Annotated in this window: 23 protein-coding genes; 12 read left to right on the forward strand and 11 right to left on the reverse strand. The window is 73.0% G+C overall.

The features are described from left to right. The first annotated feature begins 22 nt into the window (after positions 1 to 22). A complete protein-coding gene (mftR, locus tag SM418_RS06995) occupies positions 23 to 667 on the forward strand; it encodes a mycofactocin system transcriptional regulator MftR (protein ID WP_371939828.1) in 645 nt (214 codons plus the stop codon). Positions 668 to 687: 20 nt separating this feature from the next. Here mftR and mftG read toward each other — a convergent pair whose 3' ends face one another. Beyond that, on the reverse strand, positions 688 to 2,238 hold the full coding sequence (gene mftG, locus SM418_RS07000) for a mycofactocin dehydrogenase MftG (protein WP_371939829.1): 1,551 nt from the start codon (positions 2,236 to 2,238) through the stop codon (positions 688 to 690). Positions 2,239 to 2,354: 116 nt separating this feature from the next. On the opposite strand from mftG, the gene mftA reads away from it, so the two are divergent. The 7 genes from mftA to SM418_RS07035 all read left to right on the forward strand — a co-directional run bounded on the left by mftA (position 2,355) and on the right by SM418_RS07035 (position 8,738). Next, positions 2,355 to 2,474: a mycofactocin precursor MftA gene (mftA, locus tag SM418_RS07005; RefSeq protein WP_371939830.1), complete on the forward strand. Its 120-nt coding sequence runs from the start codon at positions 2,355 to 2,357 to the stop codon at positions 2,472 to 2,474. Between the two features lie 14 nt (positions 2,475 to 2,488). Beyond that, positions 2,489 to 2,764 (forward strand): mycofactocin biosynthesis chaperone MftB, encoded by a 276-nt coding sequence (gene mftB / locus SM418_RS07010; protein ID WP_371939831.1) that lies wholly within the window; start codon positions 2,489 to 2,491, stop codon positions 2,762 to 2,764. Further along, positions 2,761 to 4,008, forward strand: coding sequence for a mycofactocin radical SAM maturase (mftC, locus tag SM418_RS07015; RefSeq protein ID WP_371939832.1), 1,248 nt, complete (start codon positions 2,761 to 2,763; stop codon positions 4,006 to 4,008). Before mftB ends, mftC begins: the two co-directional genes overlap by 4 nt. A gap of 68 nt (positions 4,009 to 4,076) precedes the next feature. Beyond that, positions 4,077 to 5,279, forward strand: a complete 1,203-nt coding sequence (gene mftD, locus SM418_RS07020) for a pre-mycofactocin synthase MftD (protein ID WP_371939833.1) — start codon at positions 4,077 to 4,079, stop codon at positions 5,277 to 5,279. 1 nt (position 5,280) lies between these two features. Then, a complete protein-coding gene (gene mftE, locus SM418_RS07025; RefSeq protein WP_371939834.1) occupies positions 5,281 to 6,039 on the forward strand; it encodes a mycofactocin biosynthesis peptidyl-dipeptidase MftE in 759 nt (252 codons plus the stop codon). Next, the gene (mftF, locus tag SM418_RS07030) at positions 6,036 to 7,526 is read left to right on the forward strand and encodes a mycofactocin biosynthesis glycosyltransferase MftF (RefSeq protein WP_371939835.1); all 1,491 of its coding nucleotides are present in this window, start codon (positions 6,036 to 6,038) and stop codon (positions 7,524 to 7,526) included. Before mftE ends, mftF begins: the two co-directional genes overlap by 4 nt. 57 nt (positions 7,527 to 7,583) lie before the next feature. Beyond that, on the forward strand, positions 7,584 to 8,738 hold the full coding sequence (locus SM418_RS07035; RefSeq protein ID WP_371939836.1) for a PP2C family protein-serine/threonine phosphatase: 1,155 nt from the start codon (positions 7,584 to 7,586) through the stop codon (positions 8,736 to 8,738). 18 nt (positions 8,739 to 8,756) lie between these two features. On the opposite strand, the gene SM418_RS07040 is transcribed toward SM418_RS07035, so the two are convergent. From SM418_RS07040 to SM418_RS07050, 3 genes are read right to left on the reverse strand one after another with little or no spacing between them, the layout of a single operon-like run. Then, positions 8,757 to 10,241: an FAD-binding protein gene (locus tag SM418_RS07040; RefSeq protein ID WP_371939837.1), complete on the reverse strand. Its 1,485-nt coding sequence runs from the start codon at positions 10,239 to 10,241 to the stop codon at positions 8,757 to 8,759. Positions 10,242 to 10,285: 44 nt separating this feature from the next. Further along, positions 10,286 to 11,023 (reverse strand): glucose 1-dehydrogenase, encoded by a 738-nt coding sequence (locus tag SM418_RS07045; RefSeq protein WP_371939838.1) that lies wholly within the window; start codon positions 11,021 to 11,023, stop codon positions 10,286 to 10,288. A 27-nt stretch (positions 11,024 to 11,050) separates the two neighbouring features. Then, positions 11,051 to 12,136, reverse strand: coding sequence for an NAD(P)H-dependent amine dehydrogenase family protein (locus SM418_RS07050; protein ID WP_371939839.1), 1,086 nt, complete (start codon positions 12,134 to 12,136; stop codon positions 11,051 to 11,053). Between the two features lie 95 nt (positions 12,137 to 12,231). On the opposite strand from SM418_RS07050, the gene SM418_RS07055 reads away from it, so the two are divergent. Together SM418_RS07055 and SM418_RS07060 are read left to right on the forward strand one after the other, a co-directional pair. Beyond that, entirely contained in the window at positions 12,232 to 13,083 is an 852-nt protein-coding gene (locus tag SM418_RS07055) for an LLM class F420-dependent oxidoreductase (RefSeq protein WP_371939840.1), read from the forward strand. Positions 13,084 to 13,145: 62 nt separating this feature from the next. Continuing rightward, a complete protein-coding gene (locus tag SM418_RS07060; protein ID WP_371939841.1) occupies positions 13,146 to 14,405 on the forward strand; it encodes a hypothetical protein in 1,260 nt (419 codons plus the stop codon). 102 nt (positions 14,406 to 14,507) lie between these two features. Here the strand turns inward: SM418_RS07060 and SM418_RS07065 are convergent, their stop codons facing one another. The 3 genes from SM418_RS07065 to prpB all read right to left on the reverse strand — a co-directional run bounded on the left by SM418_RS07065 (position 14,508) and on the right by prpB (position 17,745). After that, positions 14,508 to 16,142, reverse strand: a complete 1,635-nt coding sequence (locus tag SM418_RS07065) for a T6SS phospholipase effector Tle1-like catalytic domain-containing protein (RefSeq protein ID WP_371939842.1) — start codon at positions 16,140 to 16,142, stop codon at positions 14,508 to 14,510. Positions 16,143 to 16,218: 76 nt separating this feature from the next. Then, positions 16,219 to 16,581, reverse strand: coding sequence for a hypothetical protein (locus SM418_RS07070; RefSeq protein ID WP_371939843.1), 363 nt, complete (start codon positions 16,579 to 16,581; stop codon positions 16,219 to 16,221). A 228-nt stretch (positions 16,582 to 16,809) separates the two neighbouring features. Next, positions 16,810 to 17,745 carry a methylisocitrate lyase gene (gene prpB / locus SM418_RS07075; RefSeq protein ID WP_371939844.1) on the reverse strand — a complete coding sequence of 312 codons (936 nt, stop codon included), beginning with the start codon at positions 17,743 to 17,745 and terminating at the stop codon, positions 16,810 to 16,812. A gap of 387 nt (positions 17,746 to 18,132) precedes the next feature. Between prpB and SM418_RS07080 the strand changes: the two genes are divergently transcribed. Both SM418_RS07080 and SM418_RS07085 read left to right on the forward strand, forming a co-directional pair. Further along, on the forward strand, positions 18,133 to 18,906 hold the full coding sequence (locus SM418_RS07080) for an enoyl-CoA hydratase/isomerase family protein (RefSeq protein ID WP_371939845.1): 774 nt from the start codon (positions 18,133 to 18,135) through the stop codon (positions 18,904 to 18,906). Positions 18,907 to 18,978: 72 nt separating this feature from the next. Beyond that, on the forward strand, positions 18,979 to 19,737 hold the full coding sequence (locus tag SM418_RS07085; protein WP_371939846.1) for an SDR family NAD(P)-dependent oxidoreductase: 759 nt from the start codon (positions 18,979 to 18,981) through the stop codon (positions 19,735 to 19,737). Between the two features lie 91 nt (positions 19,738 to 19,828). On the opposite strand, the gene SM418_RS07090 is transcribed toward SM418_RS07085, so the two are convergent. The 4 genes from SM418_RS07090 to SM418_RS07105 are packed head-to-tail and all read right to left on the reverse strand — an operon-like array spanning position 19,829 to position 23,423. After that, positions 19,829 to 21,442 (reverse strand): AMP-binding protein, encoded by a 1,614-nt coding sequence (locus tag SM418_RS07090; protein WP_371939847.1) that lies wholly within the window; start codon positions 21,440 to 21,442, stop codon positions 19,829 to 19,831. Further along, complete coding sequence (locus SM418_RS07095; RefSeq protein ID WP_371939848.1) at positions 21,439 to 22,449, reverse strand: TIGR03617 family F420-dependent LLM class oxidoreductase; 1,011 nt, start codon at positions 22,447 to 22,449, stop codon at positions 21,439 to 21,441. The genes SM418_RS07090 and SM418_RS07095 overlap by 4 nt, the downstream gene beginning before the upstream one ends. Positions 22,450 to 22,485: 36 nt before the next feature. Continuing rightward, a complete protein-coding gene (locus SM418_RS07100; protein WP_371939849.1) occupies positions 22,486 to 23,301 on the reverse strand; it encodes an enoyl-CoA hydratase/isomerase family protein in 816 nt (271 codons plus the stop codon). Continuing rightward, on the reverse strand, positions 23,298 to 23,423 hold the full coding sequence (locus SM418_RS07105; RefSeq protein ID WP_371939850.1) for a hypothetical protein: 126 nt from the start codon (positions 23,421 to 23,423) through the stop codon (positions 23,298 to 23,300). Before SM418_RS07105 ends, SM418_RS07100 begins: the two co-directional genes overlap by 4 nt. Between the last annotated feature and the right edge of the window lie 36 nt (positions 23,424 to 23,459).

The following is a 23,459-nucleotide window of genomic DNA, read 5'->3' on the forward strand; positions in this document are numbered from 1 at the left end:
GAAGGGTGGGAGCCTGGTGCCTGTGAGTTCGGACGATCGCGAGGCGGCCCTCCAACCGGTCATGGGCAGGCCGCGCGTCACCTCACGGGCCGCCCTGGAACGGCTGGCCTTCGAGCTGTTCGCCCGGCAGGGCTTCGAGGAGACCACGGTCGACGACATCGCGCGGGCGGCGGGGATCGCGCGGCGGACCTTCTTCCGCTACTTCTCCTCCAAGAACGACCTGGTGTGGGGTGACTTCGAGGCGCACCTGCGCAGGTTGCGGAAGCTGCTGGACGAGGCCGATCCGCGCACCCCGATGATGGACGCGGTGCGCGCCGCCGTCGTCGAGTTCAACCGTTACGACCCCGCCGACGTCCCCTGGCACCGTCAGCGCATGGAGCTCATCCTGGGCGTGCCGACGCTGCAGGCCGACGGCACCCTGCGCTACGCGGCGTGGCGCGCGGTGATCAGCGATTTCGTGGCCGGGCGCACCGGCCTGCCGGCATCGGCGCAGCCCCCTCGGCTCGCCGGGCACGTCACCCTCGCCGCGGCCGTCTCCGCCTACGAGCAGTGGCTGTCGTGCGAGACGCCGCCGCCGCTCTCGGACCTGCTGGACGAGGCGATCCGGCACGTGGGGGGCGGCCTGGCGGCCATGCTGGACGGGGCCGCTCCCGGGGAGGAAGCCTAGGAACGCCGGAGGCGGGCGGCTCAGCCGGATTCGCGGCGGATCGCATGGGCGATCACCTCGCCGATGAGGACCGCCGTCGCGGCCGGGCCGCGCAGCGGCGCGGTCGGCAGGATGGACGTGTCGGCGACGCGGAGGCCGGTCAGTCCGTGGACCCTGCCGTGGGCGTCCACGGCTGAGGACGGGGCGCCGGCGGGTCCCATCGGGACGGTGCCGCAGGTGTGCTGGGCCGTGCCGAGACGGGCCCGTATCCAGAGGTCGAGCAGCCGGTCGTCGTGCAGCGTCTCCGGGGCGAGTTCGGCGAGGCCGCCGGACACCGCGCCGAACGCCTCGGCGGCCACCACGCCGGCCGCCGCCCGGACCGCCTCGCGCATCCGGCGCCGGTCGGCCTCGGTGCCGAGGTAGCCGTAGTCGACGCGGGGCGCCACGCCGGGGTCGGCCGAGACGGTGCGCAGCCCGCCGGTGGTCCGGGGGGTCTGCACGGACACGAGGAACGGCAGCGGCGCGCCGGGCGCCGAGGCCGTTCCGCCGAGCAGCCCGGCCATCGGCACGAGCGACTGGAGGATCTCCAGGTCCCCGGCCGCGTTCCCGCCGGATGAGCGCAGGTGGAGGGCTCCGCCGAGCCAGGAGCCGGACGGTCCGTCCACCGGCCGCCGGGGCGTCCACTCCACGACCACCTGCGGGTGGTCGCTGAGCGCGGCGCCCACGGCGGGCAGGTCGTGGACGGCGCGGATGCCGGCGCGGGCCAGGTCGTCCGCCGGGCCGATGCCCGACAGGTGCAGCAGATGCGGGGACGCGAAGGCGCCCGCGCACAGCACGATCTCCGGGGCCTCCAGGAGCCCCCGCCCGGTCACGACGCCCGTCGCCCTGCCGTGGCGCACGGCGATCGACCGCACCGGGCAGTCGCCCGCCACCGTGAGGTTCGGCCGGTCGGCCGCCGCACCGAGCAGGTAGGCGAGCCCGGTGTTGATCCGGCGGCCGTCCACCGTGTTGGTCGGCAGCGGGCCGAACCCGGGCGCCTCCTGGGCGTTCTTGTCGGGTTCGTCCGGATAGCCCAGCTCGCGGGCGGCGGCCTGGAACGCCGCGACGGCGGGGTGCCGGAGCCCGGTGCGGCGCACGGGGATCGGCCCGCGATCGCCGTGCAGCGGGGTGGCGCCGTGGTCGAGGTCCGCCTCCAGGGCCCGCAGGAGCGGCAGCGCCCGCTCGTAGGACCAGAGGTCGCCGTCCGCGTCCGCGGACCAGCGGGCGAAGTCCTCGCGCCGGGCCCTGACGAAATAGCCGCCGTTGACGGTCGTCGAGCCACCGAGGTAGCGCCCTCTGGCCGCCTCGTAGGGCATGCCGGGCCCGAGGCTGGCGGGGTGGACGCGGACCGCCGCACTCCCCGGCCGCGCACCGGGCACGGTGAGCGCGTCCAGCAGTTCCGGCGGGAACGCCGTCCGGGAGGCGGGCACCGGCCCGGCTTCCAGGACCAGGACCTCGCGTCCGGGGTCCTCACTGAGCCGCGCCGCCAGGACGGCGCCGCTGCCGCCCGCTCCGACGACGATGACGTCGGGGCGGCGCCCACCGGGTTCCACCGCGGCCCCTTCCTGGCGTCTTCCTTTTGACACTCGATGCAATTAGTATCCCGGACAAGCGGCACGGGCGCACCTCACCCGCGCACGACCGGCGCCGCCCGGCAGAAGGAGGATCCATGGACACCGCCCCCGACCTCGAGGCCCAGAACCAGGCCGACGACATGGCCGAGGAGCTCGCCGCAGCCGAGTCGCTGATCGAGGAGGTCTCGATCGACGGCATGTGCGGCGTCTACTAGACCGCGCGGACCGCATGTCCGGGATCGACATCGACCGCGCCTGGGACCTGCACCCGCAGGTCTCGGTGCGGCCCGAACCCTTCGGCGCGCTGCTCTACCACTTCGGCACCCGCAAGCTGTCCTTCCTGAAGGACCGCCGCCTGCTCGAGGTCGTCCAGACCCTGAAGGACGCGCCCACCGCCCGCGCCGCCTGCACGGCGGCCGGGGTCCCCGCCGCCGACCAGGCCCGGTACGCCGCCGCGCTGGCCGCCCTGGTCCGGTCGCGGATGGTCGTCGAAAGGACTCCATGACCATCGCCGAACCCGCGCCCGGGCCCCGGCTCGTCGACCTGTTCGAGCACGGGCTCGACGCGCCGATCTGCCTGACCTGGGAGCTCACCTACGCCTGCAACCTCGCCTGCGCGCACTGCCTGTCCAGCTCCGGACGGCGCGACCCGCGCGAGCTGACCACCGACGAGGCCAAGGCCGTCATCGACGAACTGGAGGCCATGCAGGTCTTCTACGTCAACATCGGAGGCGGCGAACCGACCGTCCGCTCCGACTTCTGGGAACTGCTGGACTACGCCACCGCCCACAACGTCGGCGTGAAGTTCTCCACCAACGGCGTCCGCATCACCCCGGAGGCCGCGCGGCGGCTGGCCGCCAACGACTACGTCGACGTGCAGATCTCCCTGGACGGCGCGACCGCCGACGTCAACGACGCGATCCGCGGCCCCGGCTCCTACGACACCGCCGTGCGCGCCATGCGCAACCTCGCCGACGCCGGCATGAAGAACTTCAAGCTGTCGGTCGTGTGCACCCGGCACAACATCCCGCAGATGGACGAATTCAAGGCGCTCGCCGACGAGCACGGCGCCCAGCTGCGGCTGACCCGGCTGCGTCCGTCCGGGCGCGGCGCCGACGTGTGGGACGAACTGCACCCGACCCCCGCCCAGCAGCGCGAACTGTACGACTGGCTCGTCGCGCACGGCGAGGACGTCCTGACCGGCGACTCCTTCTTCCACCTGTCGGCCTACGGGCAGTCCCTCCCCGGACTGAACCTCTGCGGCGCCGGTCGGGTCGTCTGCCTGATCGACCCGGTCGGCGACGTGTACGCCTGCCCGTTCGCGATCCACGAGGAGTTCCTCGCCGGCAACGTCCGGCAGCCCGGCGGGTTCGCCGACGTGTGGCGCGAGTCCGAGCTGTTCCAGGGCCTGCGCGAGCCGCAGAACGGCGGGGCCTGCACGTCCTGCGCGTTCTACGACACCTGCAAGGGCGGCTGCATGGCCGCCAAGTTCTTCACCGGCCTGCCCCTGGACGGCCCCGACCCCGAATGCGTCCAGGGCCACGGCGAGAAGCTGCTGGCACAGCGGCCGGACGATCGCGCGGGCATCCCCAGGCCGTCCGCCGACCACTCGCGCCGCACCGCCGCACGCGGGACCGGACCGCGCCGGACGGGGCCGGTGCCGGTGACGCTCACCCGCCGCCCCGGCCTCGACCGTCCCCCGGTGAGCGACTGCGCCGAAGACCCCCTCGCGGGCCTGCGGCTCAACTGACCCACGTCCGATCTCTACCTGGCGGGGGGCATGACCGCCCGCCGCCTCCCTGGCTAGGAGACACACCGATGCCGTTGAAGAACCCCTGGTTCGAGACCGTCGCCGAGGCGCAGCGCAGGGCCAAGAAGCGGCTGCCCTCCATGGTGTACGGCGCGCTGGTCGCGGGCTCCGAGCGCGGCCGGACGGTCGACGGCAACACCGCCGCGTTCGCCGAGCTGGGTTTCGCGCCCCGCGTCGCCGGCCATCACGCGGACCGGGACCTGTCGACCACCGTGATGGGGGTGGAGACGTCCCTCCCGGTCCTGATCTCGCCCACCGGCGTCCAGGCCGTGGACCCCGGCGGCGAGGCCGCGGTGGCCCGCGCCGCCGCCAACCGGGGCGTCATCATGGGGCTCAGCTCGTTCGCGAGCAAACCCGTCGAAGAGGTCGCCGCGGCCAACCCGAACCTGTTCTTCCAGCTGTACTGGAGCGGCGACCGCGACACCATGGTCCAGCGCATGGACCGCGCCAGGCGGGCCGGGGCCAAGGGGCTGATCGCCACGCTCGACTGGTCGTTCTCCAACGGGCGCGACTGGGGCAGCCCCAGCATCCCCGAGAAGATCGACCTGAAGACCGCGATGAAGCTGGCGCCCAGCGTCCTGCCCCACCCCGGCTGGCTGTGGCGGTTCGCGAGGACGAGACGGCTGCCCGACCTCACCACCCCCAACCTCCGACCGCCGGACGGCCCGGCCCCCACCTTCTTCGGCGCCTACGGCGAATGGATGCAGACGCCGCCGCCCACCTGGGAGGACGTGGCCTGGCTCCGCAAGGAGTGGGGCGGCCCGTTCATGCTCAAGGGCGTCACCCGCGTCGACGACGCCAGGAAGGCCGTGGACGCGGGCGTCACCGCCCTGTCGGTCTCCAACCACGGCGGCAACAACCTCGACACCACGCCCGCCACGATCCGCGTCCTGCCCTCCATCGCCGAGGCGGTCGGCGACCAGGTCGAGGTGCTGCTCGACGGCGGCGTCCGGCGCGGCGGCGACGTCGCCAAGGCCCTGGCCCTCGGCGCCCGCGCCGTGCTCATCGGCCGCGCGTACCTGTGGGGCCTCGCCGCCAACGGGCAGGCCGGGGTGGAGAACGTCCTCGACATCATGCGCGGCGGCCTCGACTCGGCCGTCCTCGGCCTCGGCCGCGCCGGCGTCCACGAGCTGTGCCCGGACGACCTGGTCGTCCCGCCCGGCTTCGCCCTGACGCTCGGCGGCGGGGCGCCCGGCGCTCCGGCGGGCTGACGTGCCCGCAGGCGCGAGCCGCGAGCTGGCGGGTTCCGCCTGGCCCGGCGTCGGGGCGGAACCGCTGGTCCTCGTGCCGGCCGGCTCGACCGAGCAGCACGGACCGCACCTCCCGCTGTGCACCGACACCGTGATCGCCCAGGCCGTCGCCGAACGGGCGGCCGGCCTCCTCGGCCCGCGGTCCGACCGGCCGGTGCTCGTCGCACCGCCGATCCCGTACGGCGCGAGCGGCGAGCACGCCGGCTTCCCCGGGACGATCTCCATCGGGCACGAAGCGCTGCACGTCGTGCTGGTGGAGACCGTGCGCTCGCTGGCGCTGTGGGCGGGGCGGACCGTCTTCGTCAACGGGCACGGCGGCAACGTCCCCGCCCTCGACGCCGCCGTGGAACGGATGCGCACCGAAGGCCACGACGTCGCCTGGACCGGATGCGAGGCCCCGGGCGGCGACGCGCACGCCGGACTCACCGAGACCTCCGTCATGCTGCACCTGGCGCCGCACCTCGTCCGGCCGTTCGACGCGGTCACCGGCGACGCGCGACCGCTGGTGGAGCTGATGCCCGACCTGATGGCCCGGGGCGTCCGGGCCGTCTCCCCGTCCGGCGTCCTCGGCGACCCGGCCGGAGCGTCCGGCGAACGGGGGCGCGAGATCCTGGAAGCGATGGCGGCGTCGGCCGCGCGCCGGATCGGCGGCGGGCGCGCGGACGCCCGCGGCCGCCTCCTCGCCCCGGGCGCCGCCCCCTCGCCGGGACCGCGGGCATGAACGTCTCCGGCGGGGGCGACCGCCGTTCCTTCGCGCTCCCGCCCGGCTTCCGCATCGCGCTGGACCCGCGGACGTCCCTCCGGTCGGGCGGACGGGTCGCCACCGGCGGTGTCCCCTGGAAGGTCGTCCGCTTCGGCGACGCCGCCCTGCCGCACCTGGCGGCTCTGCACCGGGCGGGCTCGCGCGGTCTGGCCGGCGACTCCGCCGTCGCGCGGGCACTGGCCCGCCGGCTCCTCGACCACGGCCTGGCCCTGCCGCTCCCGGCGCCGCGTCCCGGCCCGCACGACGTGACGGTCGTTATCCCGGCCTTCGGCCGGGCCGACGAGCTCGACGCGAGCCTGGCCGCGGTCAAGGGCCTGCCCGTGATCGTCGTCGACGACGGTTCCCCGGACCCCGGGCCGCTGCGCCGCGCCGCCGCCGCGCACGACGCGCGGCTGGTCCGGCACGACCGCAACCGCGGCCCCGCCGCGGCGCGCAACACCGGGCTGCGGCTCGTGGAGACGCCGTTCGCCGCGCTCGTGGACTCCGACTGCCGTCCCGCGCCCGGCTGGCTCGACGTACTCATGCCGCACTTCGACGATCCCCGCGTCGCCGCCGTCGCCCCGAGGGTGCTGCCCCGGCCCGGCGACACCCGGCTCATGGCCCGGTACGAGGCCGCCCGCTCGGCGCTCGACATGGGGCGCCGGCCCGCGCTGGTCCGGCCGGGGGGCAGGCCCGGCTTCGTCCCCACGGCGACGCTGCTGGTCCGCGTGGCGGCGCTGGGAGACTCCCCCTTCGACGAGCGGCTGCGGCTGGGCGAGGACGTCGACCTGGTCTGGCGCCTGGGAGACCAGGGGTGGAACGTCCGCTACGAGCCCGCGGCCGAGGTCTTCCACACGCCGCGGCTGCGCCCGGCGGACTGGGCCCGGCGGCGCCACCAGTACGGCACGTCCGCCGCCGACCTGGCCCGCCGCCATCCCGGCAGGCTGGCGCCCGCCCGCCCCTCGTTGTGGAACCTCGCCGTCCTCGGCCTGCTCGCCCGGGGCCGCCCGGCACCGGCGGCCGCGTGCGCGGGCCTCGCCACGGCGCTCCTCGCCGGACGCCTGTCCAGGCTGCCCAGCGGCCGGAGCCTGGCCGCGACCGTCGTCGCCAAGGGCGCCGTCGCCGACGCGGCCTCGCTCGGGCACGCGCTCCGCCGCGAGTGGTGGCCCGCCGGGCTGCTCGCCGTGGCCGCCTGCCCGCGCAGCCGCACGGCCCGCGCCGCGGCCCTGGCCATGATCGCGCCGATCGGGCTGGAATGGCTGCGCGAGCGCCCCGCCGTCGATCCCGTCCGCTACACCGCCCTGCGGCTCGCCGAGGACGTCGCCTACGGGTCCGGGGTGACGGCGGCCTCGCTCCGCTCCCGCTCCGCCGCTCCCCTGCTCCCGGACGTCCGCCTCCCCGGCGCGCTCTCGTCCGTCCGCCCGCGCCGAACCACGGGGACGCCGTCACGGTCGGCGATGAACTGATCACTAGAATGGATGCTCCGGTCGATCGTCTGCGGGGAGGGGAGGGCCGGGCCTAGGGTGCGCACCTCGAACGATCCGGACGGCCCGGACGCGGGCGCGAGGCGGGGCGGACGCGCCGCCCCCCTCACCTGGCCGGTCCTGATCCTGTGGCTCGCGGGGATCACGGCGGCGCTCGCGGTGACCGGCATCGTCCTCCGCAGGGAGACCGGGCTGGCCCCGTTCCTGGTCTTCCTGCCCACCCTGATCGCCGGACGGGGAACGGTCCGGCAGACCGCGGTGGCGGCCGGGTGGGCGACCCTGGTGATCCTCCTCTCCCTGATCCGCAGCCCCCTGGAGACGGCGGCGGGCAACGCGAGCGTGATCGTCTTCGCCGTCGCGCTGAACGGCCTGAGCGTGGCCCGGGCCGTTCAGCGCGCCCGCAGCGAAGGGGAGATCACGCGGCTGCGCTCCGCGGCGGCCGCCCTGCAGCGCCAGATCCTGCGCCCGTTCCCCCTCGCCACCGACGAACTCCTCGTCTACGGCCTGTACGAGCCTCTTGAGGAGGACAGCCGGGTCGGCGGCGACATCTACGAGGTCGTCGCGACCCCGTACGGCAGCCGGGTCCTCATCGCCGATGTCCAGGGCAAGGGCCTGCCCGCCATCAGCACGGCCTTCGCCCTGCTGAGTTCGTTCCGGGAGGCGGCCCTGGCGGAGAGCACCCTCAGCGCCGTCGTGGACGCCCTCGAGAACTCCGTGCTGCGGCACAACTCGTTCGCCGCGCAAGCCGGAGAGGCGGAACGTTTCGTCACCGCGCTCGTCCTCGGCATCGGTTCCGAGACGAAAGTGGAGGCGATCAACTGCGGGCACGTCCCGCCCTACCTGCTGCGGGACGGACGGTCCGGGCGGGTCCCCCTCGGCGAGGCGTCCGTCCCGCTGGGGCTGGCCTCTCTCGATCCCCAGCCGCGCGCCGTCAGACGGTTCGACTTTCCTTACGGGACCACGCTCCTGCTCTACACCGACGGCGTCACCGAGGCCCGGGACCCGTCCGGCGCGTTCTACCCGTTGGAAGAGCGTGCGGCGGCCTGGGGCGACGTTCCTCCCGCCGACATCGCCCCGACCCTCCACCACGAACTGCAGCAGCACACTCGGAGCCGTTTGACGGACGACACGGCGCTCCTCGTCCTCCGCAGAAGAACCCTCCAGCCGCCGTCCGCGGACGGTGAACCGTCCTGAAGCCCGGCCGAGCCGCTCCTACCGGGACGTGCTCCGGGCACGCAGCGCGGCGGCGCGGCCGGCCCTGCGGCCGAAGAACGAGCCCTCGCCGAGCTGGGTCCCCGAGCAGTAGCCGGCGCCGTCCTGCGCGATGTTGGACGCGCAGGCCCCCGCCGCGTAGAGCCCGTGCACGACCGACCCGTCGGCCCGCCGCACCTCGCCCTCGACCGTGGTGGCCATGCCGCCGAGCGTGAAACCGGCGTACAGGGCGGTGCCGAGGCTCAGGTCGTACACGCCCCAGGGGCCCTTGGTCTGCGGAGCCAGCCAGTCGGGATGCTTGTGGAAGTCGGGGTCCTCGCCCCGCGCGGCGTGCTCGTTGTACCGCGCCATCGTCGGCGCGAGCGAGCCGCGGGGCAGGTCGAGGCCCGCCTCCATCTCCTCGATCGTCTCGTAACCGTCCTTCAGCGGCACCAGCGGCATCCGCTGCTCCTCCATGTGGTCGCTGTCGGCGATCAGGTACGCCGTCGCGTCCGGCTGCTGGAGCACGAAGTACGACGTGCGCGCGTGGTAGCCGTCCTCGGCCACGAACCGCTCCCCGCGGTTGTTGACGATCAGGCCCTTCACCAGCGACGACGGCGGGTAGAACGGCGCGGTGATGAACGGCTCCTCCATGTGCTCCAGCGCGGCGCCGACCGACTGCCCCAGCCGGATCCCGAGCCCGTCGTCGTAGCTGCTGCCCAGCGTGAACAGTTTCCCGCCGAGGGCCGGGGTGTAGGCCGCGACCATGTCCGGGTTCATCACGAACCCGCCGGCCGCGATCACCACCCCGGCGGCGCCGACGACGCCGGTCTGGTCGAACCTCCGCCAGGCGACGCCGGCGACCGTGCCGTCCTCGGCCGCCACCAGATTGGTCGCGCCCGTCTCGTAGCGGACCTCGACCCCGGCTTCCTGGATCCGGTCACGCAGCAGGTCCATGACGACCCTGGTGCCGTCCGTGTCGCCGGGCACCGGCACCTTGTGCCCCCGCGGCGCCGGCGGGATCTCCTCGCGGAACGGCCACACCTTCTCGTTCCCGGTGAACATCAGGCCCTCGGTGCCGGGCTGGATCACCGCCTTCCCGGGGAAGTAGGACCGCTCGAACTCGAACCCCAGCGCCTCCAACCACCGGAAGTGCGCGACCGACCCCTCGCAGTAGGCCCGGATCTTCTCCTCGTCGGGATCCTTGGTGCTCGCCATCAGGTAGCGCGCCATCGCCTCGACCGTGTCATCGTGACCGGTGGCCCGCTGGACGGCGGTGCCCCCGCCGAGGTAGAAGTGGCCGCCCGACATGCTCGACGTCCCGCCGTGGACGGCGGCCCGCTCCAGCAGCAGCACCCGGGCGCCCGCGCGCGCGGCCTCCAGCGCGGCGCAGCCGCCGGCGATCCCGAAGCCCACCACGACCACGTCGAACCGCTCGGCGTCGGCGAGATCCGCGGTCGGCATCACCTGGGGGACGGCCAGTCCCGAAGAGGGTTGTGCGTTCATCGATCCTTACCCCAATCGTCGCCGGCGGCGGGCGCCGGCCGCGGTCAGCCTTTGTGCGGAATCTGGTTCACGGTGCCCCCGTCGATGACGAACTCCGATCCGGTGGCGTAGGAGGACTCGTCGCTGGCGAGGAACACCACGAAGGAGGCGACGTCCTCGGGCAGGCCGGGACGCCCGAGCGGGATCGGGACCATGTCGTCGGGGATGCCCTCGGTGATCGGGGTCCGGATCAGGCCCGGGTGCAGCGAGTTGACCCGGACGCCGTGCGGGGCGAGTTCGACGGCGACCGACTTGGTCAGGCCGCGCAGCCCCCATTTCGAGGCCACGTAGCCGTGCGCCCACGAGGTGCCGCGCAGCCCCTCGATGGACGAGTTGTTGATGATCGAGCCGCCGCCGGCCGCGATCAGCGCGTCGGTGGCGGCGCGGATGCCGAGGAACGGGCCGGTGAGGTTGATGTCGATGATCTGCTGCCACTTCTCCAGCCTGAACCGGTTGATGGCCGAGCCGTTGGCGATGCCCGCGTTGTTGAACAGCACGTTGAGGGTGCCGAACTCGCCGACGGTCGTCTCGACGGCGGCCGTCCAGTCCTCGGGGCTCGTCACGTCGAGGTGCACGTAGCGGGCCGCGTCGCCCAGCTCGTCCGCGACGGCCCGGCCGGCGTCGTCGAGGATGTCGCCGATCACGACCTTGGCGCCCTCGGCGGCCAGCGCCCGGGCGCTGGCCGCTCCGATGCCGCGCGCTCCCCCGCTGATCAGGGCGACCTTCCCGTCCACACGTCCCATCGCAGGTGTCCTCTCCATCCGCGGGTCTCAGTCGGCCAGTGCCGTCGCGAAGACGCCACGGGCGGTGTTGAAGGGCAGGTCGAGCGGCGTCCGCAGGCCCGGCGGCGCCGCCACGACGTCGGGGATCGAGTTCACGATGCGCCCGGCGCCGGAGGCGATCGCCGCGTAGTTGTGGTCCCCTCTGGCGCTGGTCGGGCAGACGTCGACGCGGTAGGACGGTTCGCCGACGATCTCGACCCGGTAGGACCCGCCGTCCTGCGCCGGCTGCGGCCAGTCGGGACGCAGGTCGCCGCGCAGCCGGGTCGTGTGGTCGATGACGAGGACCTCCCTGCCGCCGGCGACGCCGCGGATCTGGAACCGCATCGCCGCCACCCCGCCCGCGGGGATGTGCCCGGCGGCCACGTCGAACGCCTCCGGCGCCGGCTCCTGCTCGAACCACTCGGTGATGTCGTCGAGCTCGAAACCGAACCCGCGGGCGAGCATCCGGAGGCTGACCCCCCAGGACGCCGCCAGCATCCCCGGCTTGAACATCTTCGGCAGGTCCCCCACCGGCCGGCCGAATCCCATGAAGTCGAACATGACCGGGCCGCCGTCGTAGGTCGCGTAGTCGGCGATCTCCGAGCAGCGCACCTGCTCCACCCGCTGGCAGGTGCCGGCGATCGCGAAGGGCAGCAGGTCGTTGACCCAACCGGGGTCGACCCCGGTGACGAAGAGACTCGTCCCGCCGGCCCGGCAGGCGTCCTCGATCGGGGCGATCATGCGGTCCGGCAGCACGCCCCAGGGGTGGATCAGGGGCACCGGCGAGGAGGCGACGACGTTGCTGCCCGACGCGAGGATCTTCCGGACGTCGTCGAGCGCCTCGAACAACCGGATCTCCCCGAGCGCGCAGTGGACCGTGCACTCGGGCCGCAGGGCGAGCGCCGCGTCCAGGTCGGCCGTGGCCGCCACGCCCGTGACCACGTCGAGGCCGGCGAGCTCACCGGCGTCCCGCCCGACCTTCTCGGGGCTCGACACGACCAGCCCGGCCAGTTCGAAGCGAGGGTCCTCGATCAACTGCGACAGGGCGATCCGGCCGACGTTGCCGGTCGCCACGTGAAGGACGCGGATGGCCATGGGGCTCCTCGATCGGGGGACGACGCCGGCCGGTCTGCTGGACAGTTGTCCAGTCACTATTCCAAGACATGTAGAACACGTTCTACCATGGCGCCATGCGCAACGGAATCGTGCTCTTCACCTCCGACCGCGGCATCACGCCGGCGGCCCTCGCGAAGGCCGCCGAGGAGCGGGGATTCGACACTGTCTACGTGCCCGAGCACACCCATATCCCGGTGCGCCGCGACGCGCTTCACCCGACCGGCGGCCAGGACCTGCCCGACGACCGCTACATGCGCACCCTGGACCCGTGGGTGTCGCTGGCGACCGCAGCGGCGGTGACCGAGCGGATCGGCCTGGCGACCGCGGTCGCGCTGCCGGTGGAGTCCGACCCGATCACCCTCGCCAAGACGCTCGCGACCCTGGACCACTTGTCCGGCGGCCGGCTGACGATCGGCGCCGGCTTCGGCTGGAACACCGACGAGCTGGCCGACCACCACGTCCCCGCGGCCAGGCGCCGCACCGTCCTCAAGGAGTACCTGGAGGCGATGCGCGCCCTGTGGACCGAGGAGGAGGCGTCCTACGACGGCGAGTTCGTGTCGTTCGGACCGAGCTGGGCCTACCCCAAGCCCCCGCAGGGCCGGATCCCGGTGATCATCGGTGCGGGCGGCGGCCCCAAGACGATGAAGTGGATCGCCCGCAACGCCGACGGCTGGATGACCACCCCGATCGAGACCGGCATCACCGAGAAGGCCGCCCTGCTGCGCGAGGAGTGGGCCGGGGCGGGCCGGCCGGGCGAGCCCGACATCCGGATCCTGGTCACCAAGAGGCCGGCGCCCGAGGACTTCGCCGCCTGGGCCGCCGCCGGCGCCGCCGAGCTGATCTGGGGCGTGCCGGACGCCGACGAGACCACGGTGATCAAGTACCTGGACAGGACGGCCGCACGGCTCGGCCTGACCCCCGGCTGACGGCCCGGCCCGCGCCCCACGGCGCCCGCACCCCTCGATCCGGCCTACCAAGGAGACCCCAGATGCCCCATCCGCCGGCGACACCCCCGAGCCGCTACGCCGCCCTGACCCGCGGGCAGCTCGCGGTCGTCGTCCCCGAACTGCTCCTCATCGGGCAGCTCATCGACCGCTCCGGGATGGCGTGGTGCATCTCCGCGTTCGGGCGGGAGCAGATGGCGCGGATCGCGATCGAGGAGTGGGCGGCGTCGAGCCCGATCTACACCCGGCGGATGCAGCGGGCGCTCGGCTACGCCCCCGAGGTCCCAGGGAAGGGCGACGTCCCGACCATCTTCAAGGGCCTGCAACTGGACATCGGCGCTCCGCCGCAGTTCATGGACTTCCGCTACACCGTCCACGACCGGTGGAACGGCGAGTTCCACCTCGACCACTGCGGCGCGCTGATGGACGTCGAGCCGATGGGCGAGGACTACGTCCGCTCCATGTGCCACGACATCGAGGACCCCACCTTCGACGCGACGGCTGTCGCGACCAACCCGAAGGCGCAGGTGCGGCCGATCCACCGCCCCCCGCGCCGGCCGGCCGACCGGCACCCGCACTGCGCGTGGACCGTGATCATCGATGAGTCCCACCCGGAGGTGCGGGGCATCCCGCTGCTGGCCGAGAACGAGCGCTCCCGCGCCGCGACCCTCGAGCTGGCACCGATCGACCCGGCCGACGACGGCCTCGCCGACTACTCCGGCCCGCTGCTCGGCGACCTGGACTTCGCCGCCTTCTCCCGTTCCGCGCTCGCCCGGATCGCGGACGAGGTATGCCTGCAGATGCACCTGCTCAACCGGGCCTTCACGCTCGCCGTCGCCGAACGGGCCGCCGACGCCGGCGAACTCCTCCGGATCCGCCGCAAGCAGCTGGTGGGCATCGCCGGCATCGCCGCGGAGCGGCTCGCCCGCGCCCTCGACCTGCCGGACGGCGCCGAGGGCGCGACCCGCCTCCTGGCGCTCCACCCCCTCCTCAACCCCGCGGCCTACGTCGACGCCGACATGGACGGCGGCGGCATCGTCGTCCGCCCGTCCCCCGCCCACGAGGACTCCGCCTGGATCTCGCTGTGCGGCCCCGACTGGACGCCCCCGCTCCAGGCGATCGTCCGCGCCGTGGACCCCCATCTCGACGTGGAGGCCACCGGCACCGCCGAGGAGTGGCGGCTGACCGTCGTCCGCCGCGACCACCCGGCACCCGAGCCGAACGAGGTCGCCGTCGTACGCTTCAGCACCGGCTCCGCTTTCAGTTTCGAACCCCGCCGCTCACTACCGATCACACCCGTCTGAAAGGCCGGCCGGGCCTTCCCGGACCCGCGCCCGACACCGCCGCTGAAGGCGGTCAGTGGCCGGAGAGCGTGAGGATCGCCCTGATCGTCTCGACCACGCCGCTCATGGCCATGGCGTGAGTCCCGGCACGAGCCGGGCGGGGGACTCGCGGGGGCGTTCGTCATGGTCCGCGGAGACCATGGTCACGGTGAGACGCACGCTGCCCCGGTTGCTACCGCTGGACCCCCAGGCGTCGTTGGCGAACGTGTAGAGGTAGCCGCTCCGGCGCACCCGATGGCGCGTTCCCTCGCCGATCGCGATGCGTTCATGGGCGGTGGCGTCGCCCTTGACGCGTATGGCGTCGTTGGCGACGGCGCCCACGAGCGACATCCACGGGAGGCGCACGTCGCGGCGAGCGCCGATCGAGCGGGCCGCCCGGTTCCCGGTCGCCGCGCCGAAGAGCCGCTCCACCCCGCCGAGCAGGGTTCGCACGAGCCGGAGCCGCTCGGTCAGCGGGTTGAAGCGGCCCGGCCCGCAGGTGCCGGCGGGACCGGACACGATGTCGCCGTCCAGCCACTCCCCCTCGGCGGCGAAGTCGTAGTCGCCGGCCTCCAGGTAGAGCCCCGTCTCGTTCCACGGCTCGCCCGCGAACACCTCGACGGTCTCCGACCGCCCCGGGGCGAGGACCCTGGTGGGCCGGTACGGTCCCGTGGAGATAGGCGGCGTCCGCTGCCTGTCGTACGCCGACTGGTGGACGTCCGGCTCGCGCGTGCTCGGGTCGATCTTGGGCACCGCGCGCGGCCGCGGCTGGAGCGCGACCTCGAGCAGCGGCCTGAGCTGGAGGTCGGACAAGGGCTCGGCCACTCCGATCAGGCCGCGGTCGTCGTCGTGCAGGACGTCGAGGGGGTCGGGCCGGATCTGGTCCACCGTCGCCCTGCGGAAGCCCAGCGGGAGTTCACTGCCGCGCACCTCGTCGATCATCCACCGGAGCGCGCCATCGCTCAGGCCCGTACGGGGGTGGCCGCCGCCCACGTCCTGGTGGCTGCCTGGGAACCACACCTGCTTGACGTCCTGCCCGTCGGCGAACGGCTCGGCCCACAACGCCGGGACGAAGGGGCCGCGGCGTTCGTCCATGGCCACCGCGTGCCGCGCGTGCCTGATGTGCGGGTTGAGTCTCAGGTCGTGGAAGTCATCCCCGCGGGACGGGTCGAGCAGATTGAGCCAGCCCAGGTAGTCGGGGACGCCGAGCGAGCCGACGGTGTCCCACACTCCGACGAAGTGCACCGGGATGCGTTCCCGGTCGTCCGGGTCGTACCGGAAGGTCAGGCCTTGGCGCCATCTCCGGTCGGCACCGCGCTTCCGGTAGCCGTGATCGTAGATCTGCTCGATCTTTCTTCGCGCCGTCGCCTCGTCCAGCGCGGCGGTGTCGATCAGCCCGCAGGCCGAGACCATGCCGGCGAGGCTGCGCGCCGTGTACGCGCCGCGGCTGAAGCCGAACAGCCATATGCGGTCGCCCGGACGGTATTCGCCGGCCAGCCAGCGGTAGGCGTCCATCACGTTGTCCGACAGCCCCAGCCCGAAGGCGCCCCCGAGCAGCCTGTTGCGCAGGCTGCCGACGCCCGGCTGGTACCAGGACAACTGCCGGTGACCGCCCTCGTCCGTACGGTCGAGGGCGTTGTACAGCCGCCGCACGTTGGTGACGGACTCCATCTCCGGCGTGTTCCAAGTGCCGTCGCAGCACACGATGAGATGACGCATGCCTTCCTCCGTGAACGACGTCATCGCCGGCGGAAGCTTTCGGCTCGGGCTTCGCGGGTCTGCATCGTCCCCGCCGTCAGCTCGCGACCGCGGTCCGCCGCCACGGCGCGAAGGCGCTGGTGTCCCTCGGCAGGACGGCGGCCAGTTCGGGGCAGTGGCGCAGGATGACGCTCGTCATGCCGTTGCGTTCTGCGCGACCCAGTCGTGCACCTGGAACTGGATCCGTCTCGACACCGAGGGTCGCCTTCGCGTGGAAGGCACGTTCGATCCTGGCCGCACCGGCGCGCTTCTTGATCTTCGACTGGACCCGCATGACGTCGCGGGCGAGCTTCTCGAAGTGCACCCGCTCCGCCTCGGGACTGCCGCCCACGTAGCGCTCGTATCCGCCCGCCGGAGGAGCCCCCTCCACGGTGCGCCCGTGCCGCTTGGTCTCGTGCATCCGGCCCCCCGGTCGATCATTTCAGCCAGCCGACATCTCTCCATTCCGTCAACGCCGATCCTCGCACGCGGTGAAAGCCGTCCAGATAACCCCGAGGCAAGGTCCTGAAAACAATCCTTTAGATCGGCTTTTCAACTAAAGGCCGCCACATGACAGAAATCAGCAATCCCTGAGAACACGGACGCCCCCACGGAGTCGGTGGGGGCGTCCGGTCGACGATGGAGGCGGTCAGGGCTGCTTCTGGTGGTCGCGGCTGTGCCCTGTTCCGTCAGACACGGTCGCGTCCACCAGGGCGGTGTCGAAGTCGGCGTAGTCGGCGTAGCCGAGCAGCGCGTTGGTCTCGGCGGGGGTCTGCAATCGGTCGACGAACGCGGCCTGGGTGCCGTCCGCGTCGAGGGTGGCCAGCGCCTCGGCGACGGCGCCCATCGCCAGCCGCAGCAGCGTCACCGGATAGATCACGACGTTGACGCCGAGGTCGCGCAGGGTGTCCGCGGTGAGAAGGGTGCTCTTGCCGAACTCGCTCATGTTGGCCAGCAGCGGGACGTCCACGGCCTTGCGGACGGCCTCGAACTCGGCGGCGTCCGCCAGCCCCTCAGGGAAGATCATGTCGGCGCCGGCGCCGGCGAGCGCCTTGGCCCGCTCGATCGCGGCGCCGAGCCCGTCGGTGCCGCGCGCGTCGGTGCGGGCGCAGATCACGAAGCCGGGATCGCGGCGGGCCGCCACGGCCGCGCCGATCCGGCGGACCATGTCCGGCAGGCCGACGACGGCCTTGCCGTCCAGGTGGCCGCAGCGCTTGGGGTTGACCTGGTCCTCGATGTGGCATCCGGTGAGGCCCGCGTCTTCGAGGATCTGCACGGTGCGTGCGGCGTTCAGCGGTTCCCCGAAGCCGGTGTCGGCGTCCACGAGCGAAGGGAGGCCGGTGACCCGGGCGATGGCCTGGGCGCGGGTGGAGACCTCGGTGAGGGTGGTCAGCCCGAGGTCGGGCAGCCCGAGGTCCGCCGCGAGCGCGTTGCCGGACACGTACACGCCCTCGAAGCCGGCGCGTTCGATCGCCAGGGCGGTCAGCGGGCTGAACGCGCCGGGCATGCGGACCAGGACGCCGGAGGCCAGCGCGTCGCGGAACGCCCGCCGTTTGGCCTCGGGCGTGACGGTCGAGTGCAGCATCGGAAGATCCCTCCGGGGGTCGGGGACGGGTCGAGCCCGGCGCTGCCGTCGCAGAGGCCGCGGGACTTCACGCTGTACTCTTCACGGCCGCCGGGCGCCCGGGGTCGGCCGGATGCGAAATTCTGCCAGTTTCGCGAGTGCTCGAGCGAATCCCGCGGAACGCTCCTCCGCAGACCTCCCGTACGCCGTCCGGCCCAGGGCATGATGTTCGTCGGCCCCTGTCGCCCACCCCGCCCGCCGGCCGAGAGGAGCCGGCCTGCCGGAGATCTCCCCGAGCCGACGCGTCGACCACCGGCACGGCCGCGGATGGTCCGGAACTGTTGACTGACCCAGCTATCTACGTCAACGTAGTGCACCTAGTCACACGGCTTCGATTCTGGAGGGTGAATGGTCTTCACGACGGTGACCTACGAGGTGGCCGACCACGTCGCGACGATCACGCTGAACCGGCCCGAGGCCATGAACAGCTTCAACGAGGCGATGCTCAACGAGTTCGCCGAGCTCTGGAAGACGGTCCGCGAAGACGACGACGTCCACGTGGTCCTCCTCCGCGCGGCGGGCGACCGGGCGTTCTGCACCGGGGTGGACGTCAAGGAGGGCATCCGCCGGCCGGCGAACGCCTGGACGGAGGAAGACCCCGGCGACCGGCTGTCGCCCAAGCTCAACCGGGTCTGGAAGCCCGTGGTGTGCTGCGTCCACGGGATGGCCGCGGGCGGGGCCTTCTACTGGATCAACGAGTCCGACATCGTCATCGCCTCCGAGGACGCGACCTTCTTCGATCCGCACGTGAGCTACGGGCTGACCGCCGCGCTGGAGCCGATCGGGCTCGCCCGCAAGATCCCGGTCGGCGAGGTGATGCGCATCGCGCTGCTCGGCCTGGACGAGCGCATGTCGGCGCAGCGGGCGCACCAGATCGGGCTGGTCAGCGAGGTGCTGCCGCGCGAGGAGCTGTGGGCGCGGGGCGAGGAGATCGCGCGGATCATCGCCGCCAAGCCGCCCGCGGCGGTGCAGGGCACCGTCCGCGCCGTGTGGGAGTCGCTGGACTCGACCCGCACCGAGGCGCTGCGCTCCGGCATGCTCTACACGCACATCGGCAACCCGATCGGTCAGTCGCAGGTCGACCGCTCGGCCGTGCCCACCCGCAAGTGGACGCTGCGGTGAGCCGCCCCTCCCGAACCAGCCCAGTTGACCCAGTGCAATCGCCGGTCGGTTTCGCCGGCGGATGGAGGAACCATGGAGATCAGCGGCAAGAAGGCGATCGTGGTGGGCGGGGCGTCCGGCATGGGCCGCGCCACCGCCGAGCTGTTCGCGGCGAGCGGCGCCTCCGTGGCGGTGCTCGACCGTCCCGGGTCCGGCGGCGACGAGGTCGCCAAGAGTCTCGGCGGGCCGTTCCATCCCGTCGACGTCACCGACTTCGCCGGAACCGAGAGCGCCGTCAACGCCGCCGTCGCCGACCTGGGCGGCCTGCACGCCATCGTCACCACGGCCGGAGGGGGCATCGCCCAGCGAACCCTCACCAGGGAAGGGCCCCACGACCTGGACGCCTTCCGCCAGGTCCTCGACCTCAACGTGGTCGCCTCCTTCAACATCTCCCGCATCGCCGCCGCCCACATGAGCACCAACGAACCCGAGGACGAGGAACGCGGCGTCATCGTCAACACCTCCTCCATCGCCGCCTTCGAGGGCCAGATCGGCCAGGTGGCCTACACCGCCGCCAAGGCGGGCATCGCCGGGATGTGCCTGACCATGGCCCGCGACCTCGGCTCCCTCGGCATCCGCGTCCTCGCCATCGCCCCCAGCCTCTTCGCCACCGGCATCACCTCCGGCATCCCGGACGAGTTCGCCAAGGCCCTCACCAAGGACGCCGCCTTCCCCAAGCGCATGGGCCGCCCCGAGGAGTACGCCAAGCTCGCCCTGGCCATCGTCGACAACCCGATGCTCAACGGCCAGTGCCTCCGCCTGGACGCCGGCCAGCGCTTCGCCCCTCGCTGACCGGAACAGCCGCCCCGTTCCGACCGGCCCGGCCGCAGGACGAGAGGTGGCCGGCACCGGCCGCGGGGCAGGCCGTGGCGCCGGCCCTCCCCTATCCGGCCTGGTCGGTCGTGCGGTCGGTCGCGCGGTCGGTCGCGCGGTCGGTCGCGCGGTCGGTCTTGCGGGCACTTCGGGCGCGGAGCTCGTCGCGGAGCAGGCGCTTGTAGAGCTTCCCCGTCTCGGTGCGCGGCAGTTCCGGACGGAACTCCACCGCGCGCGGGCACTTGTGGCTCGCCAGCCGCTCCCGGCAGTGGGCGATCAGCTCGGCCGCCACCTCCTCGGACGGGTCGCGGCCGGGCGCCAACTGCACGAAGGCCCGTACCTGCTCGCCCCATTCGGGGTCCGGGGCGCCGACCACCGCGCTGTCCAGGACGGCCGGGTGCACGGCCAGCACGGCCTCGACCTCGGCCGGGTAGACGTTGACGCCGCCCGTGATGATCATGTCCTTGACGCGGTCGACGATGAACAGGAATCCGTCCTCGTCGAGGCGGCCCGCGTCGCCCAGGGTGAACGCCGTCCCCCGGAAGACCTCCGCGGTCTGCTCGGGGTCGCCGTGGTAGGAGAAGGCGGGCGCGCCGCCGTCCAGGTAGACCGCGCCCACCCGCCCGGGCGGAAGCTCGTTGCCGTCGTCGTCCATGATCTTGACCGTCATGCCCCTGATCGGACGGCCCACGGTGCCCGGCCTGGCCAGCCAGTGGTGCGGTTTCGCGATCGTCGCCGCGCCCTCCGTGCCGCCGTAGGTCTCCCAGATGACCGGTCCCCACCAGTCCAGCATCGCCTTCTTGATCTCCCGCGGGCAGGGGGCCGCCGAGTGGACGATGGACTCCAGGCTGGAGACGTCGTAACCGGCCCGCACATCCTGCGGTAACCGCAGGAGCCTGGTGAACTGAGTCGGCACCATGTAGCCGGTGGTGATCCGGTGCTCCTGGATCAGCCGCAGCGTCTCCTCCGCGTCGAACGAACCCATGATGACCAGGGGCTGGCCCACGTTCAGCGCCGCGAGGTAGAAGCCCTGGCAGCCGCCGTGGAACATGCCGGCCGACACCAGGTGCGCCCCCTCCAGCGGCGTGAAGCGGAAGGCGTGCGCGAACGTCTTCATCGCGTCCGCCATGACCTCGGGGGTCGTGCCGGGCAGGTCCCGCCAGATCCCCTTCGGCTTACCGGTCGTACCGGAGGTGTAGACGAGGGCCATTCCGGCGGTGCGGTCGGGGGGCGGGGAGCCCGGCTGCCCGCGCAACACCTCCTGTTGCGGGGTGAATCCGTCGATGCCGCCGCCCACGGAGACGCGGATCGGCACGCTGGTGACCGCGCCCGCGCGCCCCGCGTACTCGGCGTGGACGATCAGCGCCTTCATCCCGGCGTGCTCGGCGATCACCGCCACCTCCGCGGCGGGCGACCTGGGGTTGAGGGTGACGTAGCGCCAGCCCGCCTCGGCGGCCGCGAGTTGCCACACCAGGATGTCCAGGTCGTTCGGCAGTGCCATGCCGACCACATCGCCGTGCCCCACGCCCAGTTCGCGCAGCGCGTGCGCGGCCCGGTGCGCCCGCGCCGCCAGCTCGGCGAACGTGAGCGATTCGCCGGACGGGCAGCCGAGGATCGCCGCACGGTCGGGGTGGTGCTCGGCGAGGTGCCAGATGCCCAGCGGACGGTCCCAGGGATGCTTCATCGGCTCGCGCCGCGGCCGTCCGGGAAGAACGAGGCCGGGTCGATCCGGTACGGGGTGTAGAGGGTCACCCGGTCGTAGATGTCACCGATCTTGGCCTGCAGCGCAGGGCCGATCTCGTCCGGCGTCCCGGTCACGGCGAACTCGTCCAGGATGTCGTCAGTGATCAGATCGGTCATCTCCCGCCATCGGCCCTCCTTGGACAGTGCGGTGAGCTCGGGCTGGAGGTCGCCGAGCCCGTGCAGGTCCAGTACGGGCCGGTAGGCCGGGGTGGAGCCGTAGAAGGCGATCTGCCGCTTGATGCCGCGGGCGGCCTTGGCGGTCTCCTCCTCCGTGTGACCGGTGACCACCATGGCGGAACCGCACACGGTGTAGCCGTCGAAGCCCTCCTCGCCGGCCTTGGCCCGGCCTCGCTCCAGCGCGGGAAGCGTGACCTCCCGCACGTAGCGGTCGGTGGTGAACGGGTGCACGAAGAAGCCGTCGGCGACCTCCCCCGCGACCTCGGTCATCCGCTCCCCCACTCCGGCCAGGTAGACCGGCGGCGGGCCGTACTCGTGGGGCTGCTGCGCGAAGAACGGCGTCATCAGGGTGTGGGTGTAGAAATCGCCCCGGAAGTCGAGCTTGTCGCCGTCCTGCCAGCACGCCCAGATGGCGCGCATGGCCAGGACCAGCTCGCGCATCCGCGCCGCCGGGCGCGACCACGGCATCGAGTACCGCCGCTCGATGTGCGCCTTCACCTGGGATCCGAGGCCGAGCACGAACCGGCCCCGCGAATGCCTCGCCAGGTCGAAGCCCACGGTGGCGAGGGTCATCGGGGTGCGGGCGAACGCGATGGCGACCGAGGTGCCGACGGTCACCGACCCGGTCGCGGAGATCGCCTGCAGGCTCAGCAGGAACGGGTCGCTGCCCGCCTCCGCGACCCAGACGCCGCCGTACCCCTCCCGCTCCAGCTTCTCCGCCGCGGCCGGAGCCCCGGCCAGGTCACTGCCCAGATTGGCATCGATCTTCATCCGCACTCCACTGGTCCTGGGTAAGCAGTCGCTTCTCTATGTTGATCGGTCGGAGAGCCGGCGCCGTACGGCGTCCCGGTGCTCCCGTGAACGGCCGGAACGGGCCATCCGCTCGCTCTCCCGCGGCAGTGCCTCGCGCAGCCCCATGACCTGCGCGTCCCGGACGTTCTCCTTCATCAGCGCGTACGCGCCGCGCGGCCCCGCCGCGATCTCCCTTGCCCAGGCCAGCGCCGTGGCGCGCAGTTCGGCGTCGGGGACGACCCGGTTGAACAGGCCGAGGCGCTCCCCCGTCGCGGCGTCGATGGGCTCCGTGCCGATGAGGAATTCCAGTGCCCGGGCAGGTCCGAGCATGCGGGTCAGTGCCCAGGCGCCGCCGAAGTCACCGCTGAACGCCAGCCGCGACCACCCGCCGATGAGGGACGCCGAAGCGGCGGCGACCCGGAGGTCGGCGGCCAGCGCCAGCCCGAGCCCGGCGCCCACCGCCGGACCGGGCAGCGCCGCGATCGAGATCTTGGAACTCTCCCGGAGCAGGACGACCATGCGGGCCAGCCGGGTGAGCGCGGCCGCCCCATCACCGCCGTCGCCGTCGCCGCCGTCGCCGCCGGCTCGTCCCGTGCCGAGGCGGAGGTCCCCGCCCGCGCAGAACGCCGGGCCCGCCGCGGTGACCAGGACGCAGCCGACCTCGTCATCGGTCTCGTACGCCTCGATCAGGCGGGGGATCGCGTCGTACATGTCGGGGTGCAGGGCGTTGCGGCGCTCGGGCCGGTTCAGCTCGATCACCCCGACCCCGTCCGCGACCCGGCCGAGGACGTTCTCCGTCCCGGAGCCGACCTCCCGCACGGCGCCGCTCATGAGGCGACACCGTAACGGTCGAGCCCGCGCTGGTTCTCGCGCACCCACGTCACGTCCCCGACGCAGTTGAACTTGCGGTGCTCGCGCAGGGTCCCGAACGACCGCTCGGAGGCGGTGGTCATGGTTAGCTCCTCCATCGTCAGAGTCCCGCGATGTCC

The sequence above is a fragment of the Actinomadura chokoriensis genome (genome assembly GCF_041463665.1).
Lineage (GTDB): Bacteria > Actinomycetota > Actinomycetes > Streptosporangiales > Streptosporangiaceae > Spirillospora > Spirillospora chokoriensis_A.